General features: G+C 49.8%; 15 protein-coding genes. 11 read left to right on the forward strand and 4 right to left on the reverse strand.

The window, feature by feature from the left end:
* Position 1: 1 nt before the first annotated feature.
* Positions 2–640: a class I SAM-dependent methyltransferase gene (locus IM638_04150; protein MCA6362203.1), complete on the forward strand. Its 639-nt coding sequence runs from the start codon at positions 2–4 to the stop codon at positions 638–640.
* A gap of 20 nt (positions 641–660) precedes the next feature.
* On the opposite strand, the gene IM638_04155 is transcribed toward IM638_04150, so the two are convergent.
* The 4 genes from IM638_04155 to IM638_04170 form a co-directional block, all read right to left on the reverse strand.
* Positions 661–3,342, reverse strand: a complete 2,682-nt coding sequence (locus IM638_04155; GenBank protein ID MCA6362204.1) for a T9SS type A sorting domain-containing protein — start codon at positions 3,340–3,342, stop codon at positions 661–663.
* 242 nt (positions 3,343–3,584) lie between these two features.
* The gene (locus IM638_04160; protein MCA6362205.1) at positions 3,585–4,961 is read right to left on the reverse strand and encodes a T9SS type A sorting domain-containing protein; all 1,377 of its coding nucleotides are present in this window, start codon (positions 4,959–4,961) and stop codon (positions 3,585–3,587) included.
* Positions 4,962–5,073: 112 nt separating this feature from the next.
* Positions 5,074–5,475 carry a methylmalonyl-CoA epimerase gene (gene mce, locus IM638_04165; GenBank protein MCA6362206.1) on the reverse strand — a complete coding sequence of 134 codons (402 nt, stop codon included), beginning with the start codon at positions 5,473–5,475 and terminating at the stop codon, positions 5,074–5,076.
* A gap of 71 nt (positions 5,476–5,546) precedes the next feature.
* A complete protein-coding gene (locus tag IM638_04170) occupies positions 5,547–6,359 on the reverse strand; it encodes a hypothetical protein (GenBank protein MCA6362207.1) in 813 nt (270 codons plus the stop codon).
* A gap of 455 nt (positions 6,360–6,814) precedes the next feature.
* Between IM638_04170 and IM638_04175 the strand changes: the two genes are divergently transcribed.
* The 10 genes from IM638_04175 (at position 6,815) to IM638_04220 (ending at position 16,361) form a co-directional block, all read left to right on the forward strand.
* The gene (locus IM638_04175) at positions 6,815–8,602 is read left to right on the forward strand and encodes a peptide ABC transporter substrate-binding protein (protein MCA6362208.1); all 1,788 of its coding nucleotides are present in this window, start codon (positions 6,815–6,817) and stop codon (positions 8,600–8,602) included.
* A gap of 89 nt (positions 8,603–8,691) precedes the next feature.
* Entirely contained in the window at positions 8,692–10,389 is a 1,698-nt protein-coding gene (locus tag IM638_04180) for a DUF4139 domain-containing protein (protein ID MCA6362209.1), read from the forward strand.
* 142 nt (positions 10,390–10,531) lie between these two features.
* On the forward strand, positions 10,532–11,509 hold the full coding sequence (locus IM638_04185; GenBank protein MCA6362210.1) for a J domain-containing protein: 978 nt from the start codon (positions 10,532–10,534) through the stop codon (positions 11,507–11,509).
* Between the two features lie 25 nt (positions 11,510–11,534).
* The gene (locus IM638_04190) at positions 11,535–12,080 is read left to right on the forward strand and encodes a TetR/AcrR family transcriptional regulator (protein ID MCA6362211.1); all 546 of its coding nucleotides are present in this window, start codon (positions 11,535–11,537) and stop codon (positions 12,078–12,080) included.
* 87 nt (positions 12,081–12,167) lie between these two features.
* The gene (locus IM638_04195; protein ID MCA6362212.1) at positions 12,168–12,599 is read left to right on the forward strand and encodes a hypothetical protein; all 432 of its coding nucleotides are present in this window, start codon (positions 12,168–12,170) and stop codon (positions 12,597–12,599) included.
* Positions 12,600–12,672: 73 nt separating this feature from the next.
* The gene (locus IM638_04200; protein MCA6362213.1) at positions 12,673–13,545 is read left to right on the forward strand and encodes a cyanophycinase; all 873 of its coding nucleotides are present in this window, start codon (positions 12,673–12,675) and stop codon (positions 13,543–13,545) included.
* A 12-nt stretch (positions 13,546–13,557) separates the two neighbouring features.
* Positions 13,558–14,400: an isoaspartyl peptidase/L-asparaginase gene (locus tag IM638_04205; protein MCA6362214.1), complete on the forward strand. Its 843-nt coding sequence runs from the start codon at positions 13,558–13,560 to the stop codon at positions 14,398–14,400.
* Positions 14,401–14,442: 42 nt separating this feature from the next.
* Positions 14,443–14,733 carry a hypothetical protein gene (locus IM638_04210; protein ID MCA6362215.1) on the forward strand — a complete coding sequence of 97 codons (291 nt, stop codon included), beginning with the start codon at positions 14,443–14,445 and terminating at the stop codon, positions 14,731–14,733.
* Between the two features lie 70 nt (positions 14,734–14,803).
* Complete coding sequence (locus tag IM638_04215) at positions 14,804–15,391, forward strand: Crp/Fnr family transcriptional regulator (protein ID MCA6362216.1); 588 nt, start codon at positions 14,804–14,806, stop codon at positions 15,389–15,391.
* Between the two features lie 97 nt (positions 15,392–15,488).
* Entirely contained in the window at positions 15,489–16,361 is an 873-nt protein-coding gene (locus IM638_04220) for a pirin family protein (protein ID MCA6362217.1), read from the forward strand.
* The last annotated feature ends 153 nt before the right edge of the window (positions 16,362–16,514 follow it).

Genomic DNA, 16,514 nt, shown 5'->3' on the forward strand with positions numbered 1-16,514 from the left:
AATGCCTTACGACTATCAAAATACGATCAATGCCTTTCATGTGCTGGCCAAACAATGGCAAGACAGTTACATGGATCTTGATTTGTATGATGATACGTATGATGCCTTTTGTGCACTTTGTGAAAAACCTGAAAATGCTTTGTTTGAAATTGGTTGCGGGCCGGGAAATATAGCCCGTTATATCCTGCAGCACTATTCGCGTTTTCGCATTTACGGTATCGATGCGGCTCCGGCTATGGTAGAACTGGCCAGAGAAAACAATCCTGCTGCACGTTTTGAGGTAATGGATTGTAGCCAGATAAGCACATTACCCGGCCCGTTTGACGGGGTGATCTGCGGCTTTTGCCTGCCCTACCTCGCCCGCCCCGATGCCGAAAAGCTGATACAGGATGTTTCAGGCCTGCTTGCTTCAAACGGTGCGTTTTACCTCAGTACTATTGAAGACGATTACGCCCGCTCACAGCTGCAAACCAGCAGCAACGGACAACACAGCACCTGGCAGTTCTATTATCGCGAAACGGATTTGCTGGATATGCTCAGTCAAAACAACTTTATGGTGACACACACATTCCGCAAAGTGCTGCAAAAACCTGATGGCCGCACCGAAACAGGACTCATTCTGATTGCGCGAAAGAAATAAACTGTTGTTTTCCCAACCTGTTACTGAAGTATGCGTGTGGTTGCCGAGTTTTTCTCATCGGTAATGCGCACGAGATACACACCTGTTGCATATTGAAAAGGCAGTTGTAAAAAACCGCTTTCGCCGTTTGCTGTTGCTTCGCCCAGCCGCATGCCGTTTACCGAAAATACCTGCGCGGTTACATTGCCCTGCGCACCACTCCAGCCTACAAGCAGCTGCCCGCCTGCTATTACAGCCGTGTTTACCGCCAACTGTTTGCCGGCACAGTCGCTTGTATTGATTACCACGGTGGGACTTAATTCGTATGCCCCGTTGTAATCAAGCTGCCGCAGGCGGTAGTAGATCATGCCCGCGGGCGGAGCTGCATCGGTAAAGGTATAGGTATGCGGCATGCTGGTGGTGCCGTGACCGTTTACAAAGCTGAGTGGCAAAAACTCATTCCCGTTTTCCGAGCGCAGTATTTCAAAACCCTGATTGTTTTCTTCGCTTGCTGTTGTCCAGCTTAACTGTACCTGTGCGCTGTTGCAGGCAGCAGTAAACGAAAGCCATTCAACGGGCAGCGGCGTGGGCGGCAGCGTGGCAAGTGTAAACGGACTAAAGCTGGTAACCGCTGCCGCAGAAACAACCGTGCCCGCAGCTGTTGTGCCGGTTGTGCCGCCATTGCCATGATCCTGCCACATAGCCCCGTCGAAACGGGCCACCAGCATATCGCTAAGCGTGGTTACATTGCAACTGGCTGCATCCCAGCTCAGCCTTACCGTGGCGCTGGTGGTCGTGCCGGGCGCACGGTCGATAACCCAGTATTCGCAGCTGCTTATGGCGTCTATTGTGGGTGCCAGCACATTGTTGAATGTGGTTTGCGGATTGGCCGGGAAATATTCGGCTGTAAAATATTCGGGCACACCAACTGTTAAATTATCCACGGCAAAAGAAGGGTCGGTACCTGCACCATCATCGTTATTCACCCACCTGAAACCAATTTTCACATTGGGATTATTGTTTGCCGAAACGGGCAGCGCCACGGAATAGGCTGTCCATGTGCCCTGCACGCCACAAAGTGCGGTTTTTGGCATATCAGCAAGCTGCGCCCATGCACTGCCGTCGAAATACCAGAGCGTGGCATTATCAATAGTGCCCGAACCGTTTTCGATGTAGGTAAACGAAACTGACGGGCCGATTATGCCGGTGCAGTTTATTGTTGGCGACTCAATACGCCGATCGGTGGTTGGGCAGCCCAGCAAGCCACAAAAGCCCCCCGAAAAATAAGCCGCGCCAATGTCGCCAAAAATGGTGGCATTGGAGCCGATGTGCATGGAGGCAAGCGTAGCCGTAGATGAAGCAGCAACGCAGCCCGTGCCACAGCCTCCGGCCGTGTAGCCGTTTTCGGCGCAGCTTACGTACCACGGATTCGGGTCGCTGCCTTCGGTACCGGTAATGGTTTCCGTCCAGGCGCCGTTTGCTCCCAAGTATGCCGAGCCGAAACAGTTGGCCGTGCAGCCGTTGTTGAATGTTTCGGTCCACAAGGTGGGCGTAAATGCACCGGTTTCGGCGGGGCGATAGCTGCTGCCTTTTCCGATGGGAAACGTAAAGGCCGCGGTGCCCAGATAGCGCACCGGCCCGCTTACAAAGCTGGTGTTTGAGGCTCCGCTCACGGAGCAGGTGGCCGCACAAATGAATAAGTTGGCCGAGCTTGAAACCACAATACCGGATGTAAATGTGGCCGAATTGTCAACCGTAATGCTGCGGTTGAGTGTAAGGCTTCCGCCCGCTTTGTTAATTACAAATGCAAAAATGCCTAAAGCGCCGGTTCCACCCGCTGTTTGTGCATTGCCGCCCGAAAACACAAGCTGTCTGGCATCGGCCGCATCATAATTCATAGAGCCGTTGGCGAGCAAATTGCCCTGTATTTCAATACCGGTGCCATAGTTGCGGAAATTGCAGCCGGTGCGGATGGTCATGTTTCCCTGAACGAGAACTGGAGAGCCAAATGTATTGGAGGTGAGAAAATCGACCGTGTTGGTGCCACTACCGCCGATATCGATGTTGCCTTTAATGGTTGCGTGAGCCAGTGTGCCGGTAAATGATGAGCCGGCCGGGGTTATCCAGTTTGCAGCGGTGTTGTTTTCAATGGTCAGGTTTGGGTAAACCGAACCGGTTGCGGGTGCAGTGGTGGAAAGTGCGGGGTTTTGTGTGCCGGTTTTGCGCAAAATCCAGTTTGCGGTGGCCGGAATGGTGGCAATGCCTCCCTGATAGGCATTTTGCCAGTTGTTTGAAGAGGATGCGGTGGTTTTGATGAGTGTGCCCGCCGCTCCCATTTGCCATGTCCCGGTAAACGTTACACTTGCCGTGGAAAGATCGCCAAAAGTGCCGTTAATGGTGAGATCAACACCTGTGCCGTTGGCAATGGCAAGCGCAATGGCCGCAGCGGTGTTGAGTGTGCCGCCCGCATCAACCGTAGTCTGGTCGATACCGCCGGATATGGCTGCGGTGATGGTTACAGTATGACCTGTGCGGATGTTTATGGCCTGCGCGTTGGTGGCGGTGGGCGCTACCGTAGCGGCCACCCAGGCTGTGCCGTTGAACGTTTCCCACGTGGCCAATGTACTCCAGTTGCCCGTAGCCGCCGAACGGTAGTCGCCGGTGGTTTGTGCAAGTACAACATGTGTACAGAGCAAGGCAAAAAGAACAAGCCGTTTTTTCATGGGTAAAAGCAGCACAATGGAGTAATGTGAATTTACGCCGAATACAAACACTGCTTACCCCGGCAGCCTTAAATCCGCTTCCCCGTTTGCAAACGAATATCAGCCGTAAAACGCTGCATCTAAAGCAAATGTGTTTAGGTATTTTGGCATGGCAGCCCGCATAAACACACATCCGCACAAAACTTCACTCACAAAAAAAGCGACCCGTACGGAGTCGCTTTTTATAGTGAGGTGCGGGTGTATTACTGACGTACAAACTTCGACGTGCAAAGAATAGCACCTTCTTCGCTGCGCACCTGGCAGTAATAAACACCGCTGCTCAGCTGATCGGCAGGAAGTTGCACGAGGTTGCTGTTTACGCCGCCAATAACGGTTACTTCGCGGCCATTCATATCGTAAATATGTACGCTGGCGTTTTGAACCTGCGCGGGAGCCGTAATCATAAGCTGTGCCTGATCGCCGGCCGGATTAGGCATTACCTGCACTGACCATTCGGGGCTTGTGCTGAGTATTTCCGACTCGCCGGTGGGGCCTGCACAATACTCCAGAATACCATTCCACACGCGGGGGGTGAAAAGGCCGCCAAAAGGCCAGGTCATGCCTTTACCTTCTTTAATGGAAAGGTCAGCGTTTGAACTGAATACGGCACCTTCTGTGGTTCCGTCCGTGTAGTTGAGATCAGCACCGGTGCCGTTTCCTGTGGTGTAAAAAGCAATGGTACTTCCCGCCGGTGCATAAATGTCCATGTCGATGGGAATAAGTGTGGGCTGATCGAAGCCGGCAGAGGTAACATACGCGCTGTCGATTAAAATCCAGCCAGCGGGTGAACTTTCAAAGCCTACGTAGCTGCCTGTGCGGTAATAAATATGCCACCAGCCGGTGTTATTTACATTGCAGTACATACGACGAAGGGTAAGATCAGCCGCGCCGATGGTTACATCAAACATGTTGCCGTCGTTGCCGTTGTTGCTGGTGAGCGTGGTGGTATCGCTGAAACAGCTCGGAATGGTGGTTAAATCGCAGTAGTTGATGTTTACGTTGGGAATGCGGGGGGTGAATGTGCCGCCAAAAGGAAAGTCGATACCGGTGCCTTCTTTGATCTGTATAAAACCGTCCTGGCTAAATACATTACCTACAGACGAGCCGTTGGTGTAGTCCACTGCAAGCGGACCATTATCGCCGGTCACATAAAAAGCAATGGTGTTTCCGGCTGTTACCACCTGATTGATGTAAATAGGCAGATGCACAAATCCGCTGGCCGCAAAAGCAACGTGCGCCGAATCGAGGAAGGTCCATGCGCCGCTGTTCGCTTCGCTGCCCACATGTGTACCTGATTTATAGAAAATGGCCATATTGCCGGTGCCGCTGCCATCTAACGCTACATCAATGTAGGTAATGCGCACATTCTGCACTGCCGTTACGTCGAACATGATACCATCGTTGCCATTGCCAGCGGCAAGCGTGGTGCCGGTAGTATCACAACTGAAAATTGCAGTCTGAATGCTGTTGTTCTGGCTGGTGGCTGGCTGCGATGCGGCGTGCAGACGACCGTCGTCGGTTTGTTGTGCTGAAAGACTTACTCCGGCAAAAAGAGCAAGCAGGGTGTAGATTTTTTTCATGGTTTTGATTTAGGGTAATCGTTTAGCTGCAAATTTAGCCCAATCTAATGGTCTGCCCAGATAAAACTTTCGTTCAGGCAGCTATCAATACCATTATTTTGTGATAATTTTTTTATTCTCTTTCCTGACAAAGTTCAATAAGTACACCGTTTGTGCCTTTGGGGTGCAGGAAACAAACCCACTTGTTATCAGCGCCCGGTTTAGGTTCTTCGTTCAGCAACTGAAAGCCTTCGGCCTGCAGGCGTCGCATTTCGGCGCGGATATCATCAACGGCAAAAGCGATGTGGTGAATACCTTCGCCTTTTTTTTCGATAAATTTTGCAATCGGACTGTCGGCACGTGTCGCTTCAAGGAGCTCGATTTTACTTTCGCCCATCTGAAAAAACGAAGTCGTTACACCTTCTGTTTCTACACTTTCGTGTTTGTAGGGCGCAGCGCCAAAGAGGCGTTGAAAGAGGTTGTCGGATTCGGCAAGACTCTTTACGGCAATTCCGATATGTTCAATTTTGTTCATGGCTTGTGTGATATGTAAAACGCCTTCCCGGTTTGCGGAAAGGCGTTTTGTAGATGTGTTGTGACACCGAATTATTTCTTGAAGAACTGGCCTTGTTTGTTGTCGTAATTCAGGAAGTAACCTCCTTTGGGAAGTGAGGAAACATCAATCTTGCTGCCAAAACCTTTCTTCACAATAACACCGTACTGATCGAAAATTTCGTACATGGTTTCGCCACCATCAAATACAATTTCCTTATCGGTTTTGGTGGGATAGAATGTGATCTCCTTGCGGGTTGACATGAAGGTAACCGACTTGGAAATACGGGGCTGATTGGTGTAGTCAACCTGCTTAACGCGGAATTTGTTTTCGCCTGAGTGGGGGGTTACTTTAAAGGTATAGGTATTGTTGCCGGGGGTTCCCACGCCGTCAATCTCACCAATTTTTACCCATTTGTTCCAGCGATACTGTTCAACCACAAAAGTAAGTTTCCCCTGTTCGCCTTTGGTTACCCATTTCAGCACTTCGTCTGAGGTTACCTGCATGTCCACAATCTCATACGTACTTTTTGAGCGGAGGACTTCAGGATTGAGTACTTTGGGTTTACAGTCGTCTTTATGGAAAATTTTAATGGAAACTGCATCGCCGGGTTTGAGACTGTGGTTACGCAGATCTATTTCAAAAGCGTTAGAGCCGATTTCGTCTGTAGTTACATTATCGTTTACACGCACTTCATACACGCAAAAACCAACGCCATTGCTGGCAAACGGGTTTTGTACATAAACATTTTTGCCCTGATAGGTACCTTCAAGCAGGATCATGGCCTGACTATAGCCTGTAAGGCTCATCAGGAAGACGAAGCAAAGGGCAAGCAGTACACGGGTTTTCATTGCAGCAACAGCCATAATGCAGGGGGCTCAGCTTTTCAGGTATTGGTGGGCAATATTACTACGTTATGGCACAACTTCAAAATAAAACCCGAATATTTTTAGACAAACCCTAATATTTCTTCGTCACGTATATCCGCAAAAACCCTGATTTTTGCTTTTTTAAGCCAGAATGCCTCTGCAAACTCAAATGCTGACCTTGTTTAAAGGCAAGATGTATCTGGCACGGAATGAGGCCGAAACAAAAACTTCTTGCAAAAATTATCCGCGATGAAGCCGAATTCCTATCTTTCGACCTGGAATCCAAAGGGAATTAAAAAATATCCGGTTTTGCGGGTTTCGTTGCGTTTTCATCCATTACCTGACCTTTTTCTTGACAGGGTATGGTGTTTAAGGCATACGGCCCGGAAAATATCTGGTACCAGCCTCCCTTAGATTCCATATTGACCTGTTAAACTGCTACTTATTTACCTATGAGATCTTTCTTATGGTTGGCAACTGTTGCCGTGTTTGCCGTATCGTGTTCCGGCGATTCCTCGTCCAAAAAAACAACCGAGGCCAAAGGCGGCCGGTTTTATGGTGGCGTGCTTCGCTTTAATGAAAACGAGAAAGTTCAGACACTTTTCCCTACTTTTATAACTGATCTGGCCTCTTCGCATGTGGCACAGCAGATATATGAAGGTCTGGTGGCCTTCGACCCGTTTACACTTAAAGTAATTCCTGCTGTTGCTGAAAAATGGGAAACCGATACCAGTGGCACACTTTATACCTTTCACCTGAGAAAAGGTGTAAAGTTTCATGACGATGCCTGTTTTCCAGAAGGGAAAGGGCGCGAACTGACAGCCGAAGATGTGCGCTACTCGTTTGAGTTGCTATGCACGAATTCGCCGCTTAACAAAAACTACAGCAGTATATTTAAAGGATTGCTTGAAGGCGCCGACGAATATTACAACGCTGGCAGCTCGGCCAAACCCGGAAGCCTCAGTGGTATTAAGGTGGTTGATCCGAATACGTTACAGATCAAACTTGTGCGCTCTGACATTTCGTTTCTTCAGGTGCTCGCCTATTCGGCTATGTGCGCCATTATTCCGAAAGAAGCCGTTGAAAAATACGGGGCGAAAGCTCACGTGGGATGCGGCGCATTTATTCTCACTGAAATTTCGTCAGACTCATCAGCCATTACGCTTGTTCGCAACCCCGATTACTTTAAAACCGACAAGCACGGCAACAAACTTCCGTTTCTCGACACAATCAGTATTACTTACGTAAACAACAAAGGCTCTGAGCTGACATTTTTCCGCGAAGACAAACTTGATTTTGTATGGGGCCTGAATGCTGATGCGGTAAAATCATTTGTACCGCAGGTAATAAACGAGTTTAAAGACAAGTACTACCTGGGGCATACGGCCGAAATGGCTTCCCAGTATTATGAATTCAACACCACCCGCCCGCCGTTTAATGACCGCAAGGTGCGTATGGCTTTTAATTATGCGGTAAACCGCAACCGGATTATCGAAGATGTGCTTGGTGGCGAAGCTTACGGCCCCGGCATTAACGGCATTTGTCCGCCCGAAATTCCCGGCTACAAAGCCTCTGAAATAAAGGGTTATGATTACAACCCCGAGCTGGCACGCAAGCTGCTGGCCGAAGCGGGTTATCCGGGCGGTAAAAATTTCCCTACCGTGCGTCTTGTAATAAACAGTGGCGGGGCACGAAACACCAACGTGGCTTCTGAAATTCAGAACCAGCTGCGCGAAGTGCTCAACGTGAATATTGAAATCAACAACGTGTCGTTTGAGCAAAAACGCCTCGACGAGGATTATGCCCGCAGCGAAATGTTCCGCGATGGCTGGACGGCTGATTATCCTTCGCCCAAATCATTCCTGCTCATGTATTACGGCGCTGATGTGCCCGACAGTCTTTCCAAGCCGTCGTTCCCGAACTCTTCACGCTACCGCAATCCTGAGTACGACAAACTTTATGAGAGCGCCTGCAAGGCCAAAACGCTTGAAGAGTCAAACAAATACTTCCTGCAGGCCGAACAGCTTATGATAAATGATGCACCTGTGATGGTGCTCTGGTACGACGAAAACTACCTGCTTTTGCAGAATTATGTAAAGAACTTCTCGCAGAATGCGCTGCGTATGTTTAACTTCTCGGAAGTGTATCTCGATCACACACCGAAAAAGAACGAAGGTAAAGGCAACGACAAAAAGGCCGGATCCGGAGAAGCTAAAACAGAAGAGCAGGAAAAAAAATAATGCCGCTCACAAAAAGCCCCGCTTTGGTTCAACCATGGCGGGGTTTTTGCTAATAAGGGGCGTTCCAAAATCCACCTAATTCATTTGCAATGAAAAATTTGTTTCTCCTCTTGTTGTTTTTTCCTCTGGCCGCTTTGGCCGCTGAGAACGAGCAACGAATAGAGTCCGATGTAAAATCGGCTATTGTTTACCTCAACGGAGCGGAGCTGATGCATACCAAACAGGTAACGCTGCAACCCGGCCGCAACGAACTGAAATTTGTAGGACTTTCATCGTACCTCATTCCGAAAAGCATCCAGTTTACGGCTTCGGGCACAGTATCGTTGCTTGCAATCAGCAATCGTATTGACTATCTGTTTGGTCAGATTAAGAGCGATGCGCGTGTACGCCAGCTCAGCGATTCGCTGGATATGATGAATGACCAGTATGCCATGATCGGCGGGCAGATTGATGCGTTTACCAAAGAGAAACAACTGCTTGACGCCAACCAGCGCATGAGCGGAACCGAAAAAGGTATTTCGGCTGCTGAGCTGAAGCTGAGCGCCGATTTTTACCGCAGCCGTATTACCGAAATCAATACGGAGATCATCAAGCTGCAGCGCCGGCAAAACCGCATCAGCGAAACCACCGCGCGCCTGAGTGCACAGCTTAACCGCGAAAATTCAAACCAAAATCCGCCCATGGCCGAAGTAACCGTGCTGGTGAATGTAACGGGCGGTGTAAAAATTGTATCGGACATTACGCTGCGCTATGTGGTTAGTAATGCCGGCTGGGCACCCAGCTATGATCTGGTGGCCGAAGATGTGGGCAAACCGATTGACCTGAAGTACCGCGCAAAAGTGTTTAACCGCACCGACGTGGCCTGGAAAGATATAAAGCTCCGCCTCTCTACCGGCGACCCGATGAAAAGTGCTGTAGCTCCGCAGCCCGAACGCTGGGTGCTCAATTTCCAGAGCAACGACACGTACTATGGCCGTACACAAGGCTATTACAACAATGTGCCCCAGCAGCAAAGCCTCGAAAGCCAGGCGCTGCGCAACAGTGCTCCCGCTGCGGCTCCCATGGCCGGTGCATACGAATTGGACGAACAGGTGGTGCAAAAGAAAGAAGTACAAGCCGCACCGCAGTTCGAAGAGATTCAGATCTCCGAACTCAGCGCAGAGTTCGACATCAAATCGGCCTATGATGTGCCTGCCGACGGACAGCCCTACATTGTGGATGTAACCAGCTACAACCTCAACGCCAGCTTCCAGTACCGCGCCGTACCCAAACTCGACCGCGATGCATTTCTTATGGCGCGCATTACCGGCTGGGAAGAGCTTGACCTTGTGGAAGGCCCGGCCAATGTGTATTTCGGCGGCACCTATGTGGGGCAGTCATACATTTATACCCGCAGCACAAACGACACACTCGACCTTTCTTTTGGCCGCGACCAGAAGCTGCTTGTTACGCGCAACAAGCTCAAGGAAATGAATTCGGAAAAACCTTCAGGCACCACCAAAAAGGAAAGCTACTCGTATGAAATTACGGTAAAGAATACACGAAAAGCAGCCGTTAATGTAGAAATCATCGATCAGATTCCGGTTTCGCAGGATGCCGAAATTATTGTGGAAACCCAAACCATGACCGGCGGTGTACTTGATCCGGCCACAGGCCTGATTACCTGGAAACTCACTATTCCGCCAGGCGAATCGGTGAAAGTGGTACTTTCCTATTCTGTAAAATATCCGAAAAACAAAACACTTAACACCCGCAACTACAAACGCGCCTCCCGCGCCAAGTTGTAATGTGTTTCCAGGCATTTGATCGGGGCCGGAGAAAATTCTCCGGCCCCGATTCATTATTACCCCCACAATCTTTTATATGGGAATGTCGTTCGGCCTGCATACATGTATGTGAAAACACCCCGGCTTTGTATCTTGCAGCGTGATTAACCTCTACCGCATACTCGGCGTTTCGGAATATGCCAATGATCAGCAGATCAGACAGGCCTACCGCACGCTGGCCAAGCGTTATCATCCCGACCTGAATCCGGGCGATGCGCGTGCGGCCGAGAAATTCAAAGAGGTGGCTTCGGCCTACGAAGTGCTTTCCGACCCGATTTTGCGCAGCAATTATGACAAAAAGCGTTTGCGCGAATCGCTTTACTCGCCCGGCCCTTTCTTTGCCGCTTCCGATAATCAGAAAAACAAAACACAAACTGCCACCGACCGACGAGCAAAATACTCGGAAGCCACCTGGGAGTGGGCTGAAACGAAGCGAAAACGCCGGTTGCTTGAACACTTTACACGCCGCCGCAAAATATTTGTGGCCATGGTTATCACCTTTGTGCTGTTTATTACCGCTGCATTTTGGTTTGATAACTGGGTACAGGAACAGCGTAAGGAATTTGCGGCCGAACGCGAACTTGAACGCTATGAACAGCTCAACGCTACAGATGGCCCAAAGGGTAACCGTTCTATAGTAAATTTCGACTCTCCTTTCGACAAGCTCTTTGGCCCGGGGGTGTACGACGATTTTTCGCCACACAGCATTATGGTGCTTAGTCCGCCACAGCCAACGGTAATTTGCCTTGTAGAAGAGCGTCCGCCGTGGCGCACCATTCGCAACGAATACCTGGAGGCAAACAGCTGGATTGTATTGCGGGATATTCCGGCTGGTACATATTTTTTTAAAATCAACACCGGCTTTCGCTGGAACACACAAAGCCGAAACGGGGTTGGCGGATTTACAAAAGACGATTCGTTTTACATTTCCGCCGAACCCTCAGTTAAACTTTATTCTCCCGCCGGCACAAGCATTCCCGTTGCCGACACACTTTCGCTCAACCCGTTGCATCATCATTTCACCCCCATAAAACCTGACGTGTTTTTTGCCCGCGAACTCACACGCGATCCCCGCAAATAAACCCTGCTTATATCTCCTGCCTGTTATGAAAGAATCGCAACAAATATGGATTACCGCAGGTTATGAATTGTTTGCACTGCACGGAGAACCGGGGCTGAAAGTGGAAACACTTGCGAAAAAGGCAGGCATCAGCAAATCATCATTCTATCATCATTTTGCCGGCACGGAAATTTTTCTCGAAACCCTGCTCGCCTATCATCTTGTGCAGGTAAAAATTCTTGCCGGAAAAGAAAATGCGGTCCTGAAAATAGATCCTGAACTCATTCACATCCTCATCGAACATAAAACGGATCTGCTGTTCAACCGTCAGCTCCGCTTTCACAGCAACAACAATACGTATAAAAGCACACTCGAAAAATCGAACCGCATTATCGGAAAAGATTTTGTGCATGTCTGGAAAAACGATCTGCAACTAAGTCTGAGTGTGGATCAGCTACTTGGAATTTTTGAGCTTGCCCTTGAAAATTTTTTCCTTCAGATTAATCCTGAAAACATAAACTACCCCTGGCTCTCGAACTATTTTGCGGAGCTGAAAGTGATTTCCCGAAAGCTTGATGCAGGCGCTTGCTGAGCGTATTTCAGCGAATTGTACGCCACCGTACAACCCGGCCCGATAATTAAGTAAACTTTTGTGTCCTCATCAATACTTACAACCTGTATGACACAACAGTTTCACAAATTCTGGTTACTCATAAGCGCCTTTGTGGTGGCTTCGTTTGCGCCTGTATTTTTTCTGGGTACAATGGCTGAAACTTCGGAGCCCGCCCGCTTTACACTCGATTTTTTGAGTCACCCGATTGATGGTGTGCAGCGTTATGACGCACCCACCACACGTTTTCTGAGTGCGCTAACCGGCGGTTTTTTACTGGGTTGGGGTGCCACCATCTGGTTTTTGCGGAAATGGGTTTACGACAAAGCTCCCGACGAGGTAAGAAAAGCAGTGGTGGCGGGCATTTGCGCCTGGTTTGTGCTCGACAGTTCGGGCTCTGCGGCTTCGGGCAATTTGTCGAATGTGCTTTACAATGTGGTTGTGCTGCTGCTGGCGGTGGGGCCGCTTTGGGTGAAAGCAAAGGAGCCCGCCACGGTATAATTCCGGCTGTTGCCTGTATGCTAAAGATTAACGAAATATTGCGGCTTCGCTAAGTCTTCGTATTTTTGCAGGCATGTACCCAAAAGGAAAGCTCGTAATTATCGGGGGGGCGGTTGACAAGGGAAGTTTCACGGAGAAAAACTTCGACAAGCAGGTTGAAAAGAACCTGAACTTTTTTGAAACTGGGATTCTGAAACGAATCATCACCGAGTCGCTCAAGGGGGAAAAATCACGGATTGAAGTAATCACCACGGCATCAAAAATTCCGCGTGAAGTGGGGCCTGAATACGCACGTGCGTTTCAGTTCCTCGGTGCGGAAAATGTGGATGTAATGCACATTGAACGTCGTGAGCAGGCCACAGAAGCCGAAAACATAGCACGGCTTAAAGCGGCCGATGTAGTCATGTTTACCGGCGGCGACCAGCTGCGCCTCACCTCCATTCTCGGCGGCACCGCGTTTCATGATCTGCTGCTGGAAAAATATACGCATGAGCAGTTTTTGTTTGCCGGCACATCGGCAGGCGCGGCGGCGGCATCCGACAGCATGATTTATCAGGGCTCAAGTCAGGAGGCATTGCTGAAAGGCGAGGTGAAAATCACCAGCGGTCTCGGGCTTATTGATCACGTTATTATTGATACGCATTTTGTGCAGCGCGGGCGCATTGGCCGTTTGTTTCAGGCCGTGGTGGGCAACCCGAAAGTGCTTGGCATTGGCCTGGGCGAAGACACCGGCCTGCTCATTACCGAAGGCCGCCACATGGAAGCAATCGGTTCCGGGCTGGTTATTCTGGTTGACGGACGACACATACAAGACACCAACCTTACGGCAGTGGAAATGGGGCAGCCTATTTCAATCAAAAACCTGGTGGTGCATGTAATGAGTATGTACGACCGTTACGACCTGCACACACATCGTATGACGCTGCACACCACGCAGCACGCCTAAGCACACGCGCACATGAAACTGATTATTCACGGCGGCTTTTTCAGCGAATCGTCAACCAGCGCCGAAACCAAGGTGGCCAAGCAAAACGCGCTTCGCCATATTGCCGCAAAAGCATTTGACTACATGCACACGCACACCGCACTCGAAACTGTAGTGTATGCAGTAGAATTGCTGGAAGACGATGCGTTGTTTAACGCCGGCATCGGTTCGCAGATTCAAAGCGATGGTGTGATACGCATGAGTGCATCGGTTATGGACGGGCGCACGCTGAAGTTCAGCGGTGTGATTAATATTGAAAATGTAAAGAATCCGGTGCGTGTGGCAGAAAGGCTGCTTGCGGTTGATGATCGTGTGCTGGGCGGTGAAGGAGCCACGCGTTTTGCACGGCAGCAGGGCTTCGCCGAATTCAGTACCGAAATTCCGCAGCGCCGCCGTGAGTACGAGGCCAAACTGGCCGCCACGGGCACAGGCACAGTAGGCTGCGTGGCGCTGGATGCGCAGGGAAATATTGCCGCCGCCACTTCTACCGGCGGAAAAGGCTTTGAAATTCCCGGCCGCATTTCCGACTCAGCCACCGCTGCAGGCAACTACGCCAATGCACACTGCGGTGTTAGCTGCACCGGCGTGGGCGAAGATATTGTGAGCGCAGCTGTGGCCACCAAAATTGTTACCCGCGTTACCGACGGCTTGCCGCTGGCCGAAGCATTCAGCCGCACGTTCAATGAACTTAAACCGTTCGACGGATTTGCCGGCGCTATCGCCATCGACAAAGATGGCAATTTGTATCATCAGGACTCGCACCCGAGCATGGTGTTTGCGAGTTTTGACGGTACAAACTTTCAGGTTTTTGGCTGATATTCGTATTCCTGCACCATAGCTGCGGTAATACTATTTCTCATGCCGGTACGTTTCCTCCTTTTTCTTGCTGTACTGTTTGCGTCCTGCGGCGTTCAGTCCACAGCTGATTTGCTGTTAACGAAACCATGCGGAAGCGATTATACCATTGACTATAATTCCACATACGGACTTCGCTTCATTCAGGATTCGATTGAAAGTACAGGGCCTGCCCGGCAATGCAGCGGCTCCGACTATCTGGCTCCTCACCAGCGAAGCAATTCATTCAGTATATACAGGCAATGCCGTGCCACCACACGCCATTCGAGCGGAAGATGCGGCAAACACAGGTAGTGATTCCGGTACTGCAACGCTGTACGATTGAGTATTTACAACTACCGCTTCTCTTCGTATCTTGCCTTACATGCAATCACACGCCGACGTACTACAACATATTTCACGCTACATTACACTTGAGCGTGCCGAGGCCGGATGCTTCAGCGCCATGCTCAAACCCCGCAGCCTGAAAGCAAAGGAAATTTTACTCGACGAAGGCGAAGTTTGCCGGTACTCGGCATTTGTTACACGCGGCTGCCTGCGTGGTTTTACCATTGACCAGAACGGCTATGAGCATGTGCTTCAGTTTGCACCGCCAAACTGGTGGATTGCCGACATGTACAGCCTTATTTCCCAGAAACCCGGTTCGCTCATTATCGAAGCATTGGAAGATTCGGAAATACTGTTGCTTTCAAAAACAGATCAGGAAGCACTTTACCGCGAGGTGCCGAAGTTTGAGCGTTTTTTCCGCATCATTACCGAAAACTCTTTGGTTACAAACCGGCAACGTGTGCTTGATAACCTGAGTCTGACTGCAGTACAGCGGTACGAGGCATTTTGTGTTCGCTATCCTACACTTATCGACTCGCTTCCACAAAAACAGATTGCGGCCTACATTGGCGTTACCCCCGAATTTTTCAGCAAAATGAAAGCCGGACTTAAGCTCAGGAGCTGAAGTATTGCCGGGTTTTCATTCGTACTTAATCTAGATTATTGGTGCGGCCATTCCTCCTGCTCTACTTTTGTGGTGTAAATCAGAAAGGAGTATTTCCATGGATCGAAAGGATTTTCTGAAAAAGGGCCTTACCGGCACACTGGCCGTTGCGGCCACCGCAGTTACTGCCAAAGTAGTGGCACAAACCAGTAATGCACCTTCTGAAAAAGAAGAAGCCGTTGGTTTTAATCATTTACCCAATACACAATCTGCAATTATGGAAAACATGGTGCTTCACAAAGCCAATACACGCGGCCACGCCAACCATGGCTGGCTCGATTCGTTTCATACATTCAGTTTCTCCAATTACCACAATCCCGAACGTATGCACTTTGGCGTGCTGCGCGTGCTTAACGACGACCATGTGGCTCCGGGAATGGGCTTTGGCACACATCCGCACAACAACATGGAAATTATTTCCATTCCGCTCGAAGGCGATCTTGAACACAAAGACAGCATGGGCACCACGGCGGTAATTAAACACGGCGATATTCAGGTAATGAGCGCCGGAAGCGGCATTGCACACAGTGAATACAACAAGAACAGCGACAAGCCGGTGAAGTTTCTGCAAATCTGGGTGTATCCGAAAACCAAAAATGTAGAGCCGCGCTACGACCAGATTACACTTAATCTTGCCGATCGCAAAAACAAACTTCAGCAAATCCTTTCGCCAAAACCTGATGATGAAGGCGTATGGATTCATCAGGACGCCTGGTTTCACCTCACCGATATGGATGCGGGAACAGCACTTGAGTACACATTGAAAAAGCCCGGAAACGGCGTGTATGTGTTCGTGCTTAAAGGCGATGTAAGTGTGGGCGGTCAGGCGCTCAATACACGCGACGGGCTTGGGGTGTGGGATATAAATACGCTGAAACTGAAAGCCACAACCGGCACCGAGCTGCTGCTTATGGAAGTGCCCATGAATTAATACGCTCGCTATAGAGGCTGTTCAAATTTCATCCTTCGGCTTTGTTATGGTGAATTTTTCCCCATCCTGCGTTGCATTTCTTGTCGATACGCTCTAAGTATCGCCTGCGAAAAGCGCCTTGTCTGAGAAAAAATCCACTCATAACAAATCTCA

The sequence above is a fragment of the Bacteroidota bacterium genome (genome assembly GCA_020402865.1).
In the GTDB taxonomy this organism is placed as follows: domain Bacteria; phylum Bacteroidota; class Bacteroidia; order Palsa-965; family Palsa-965.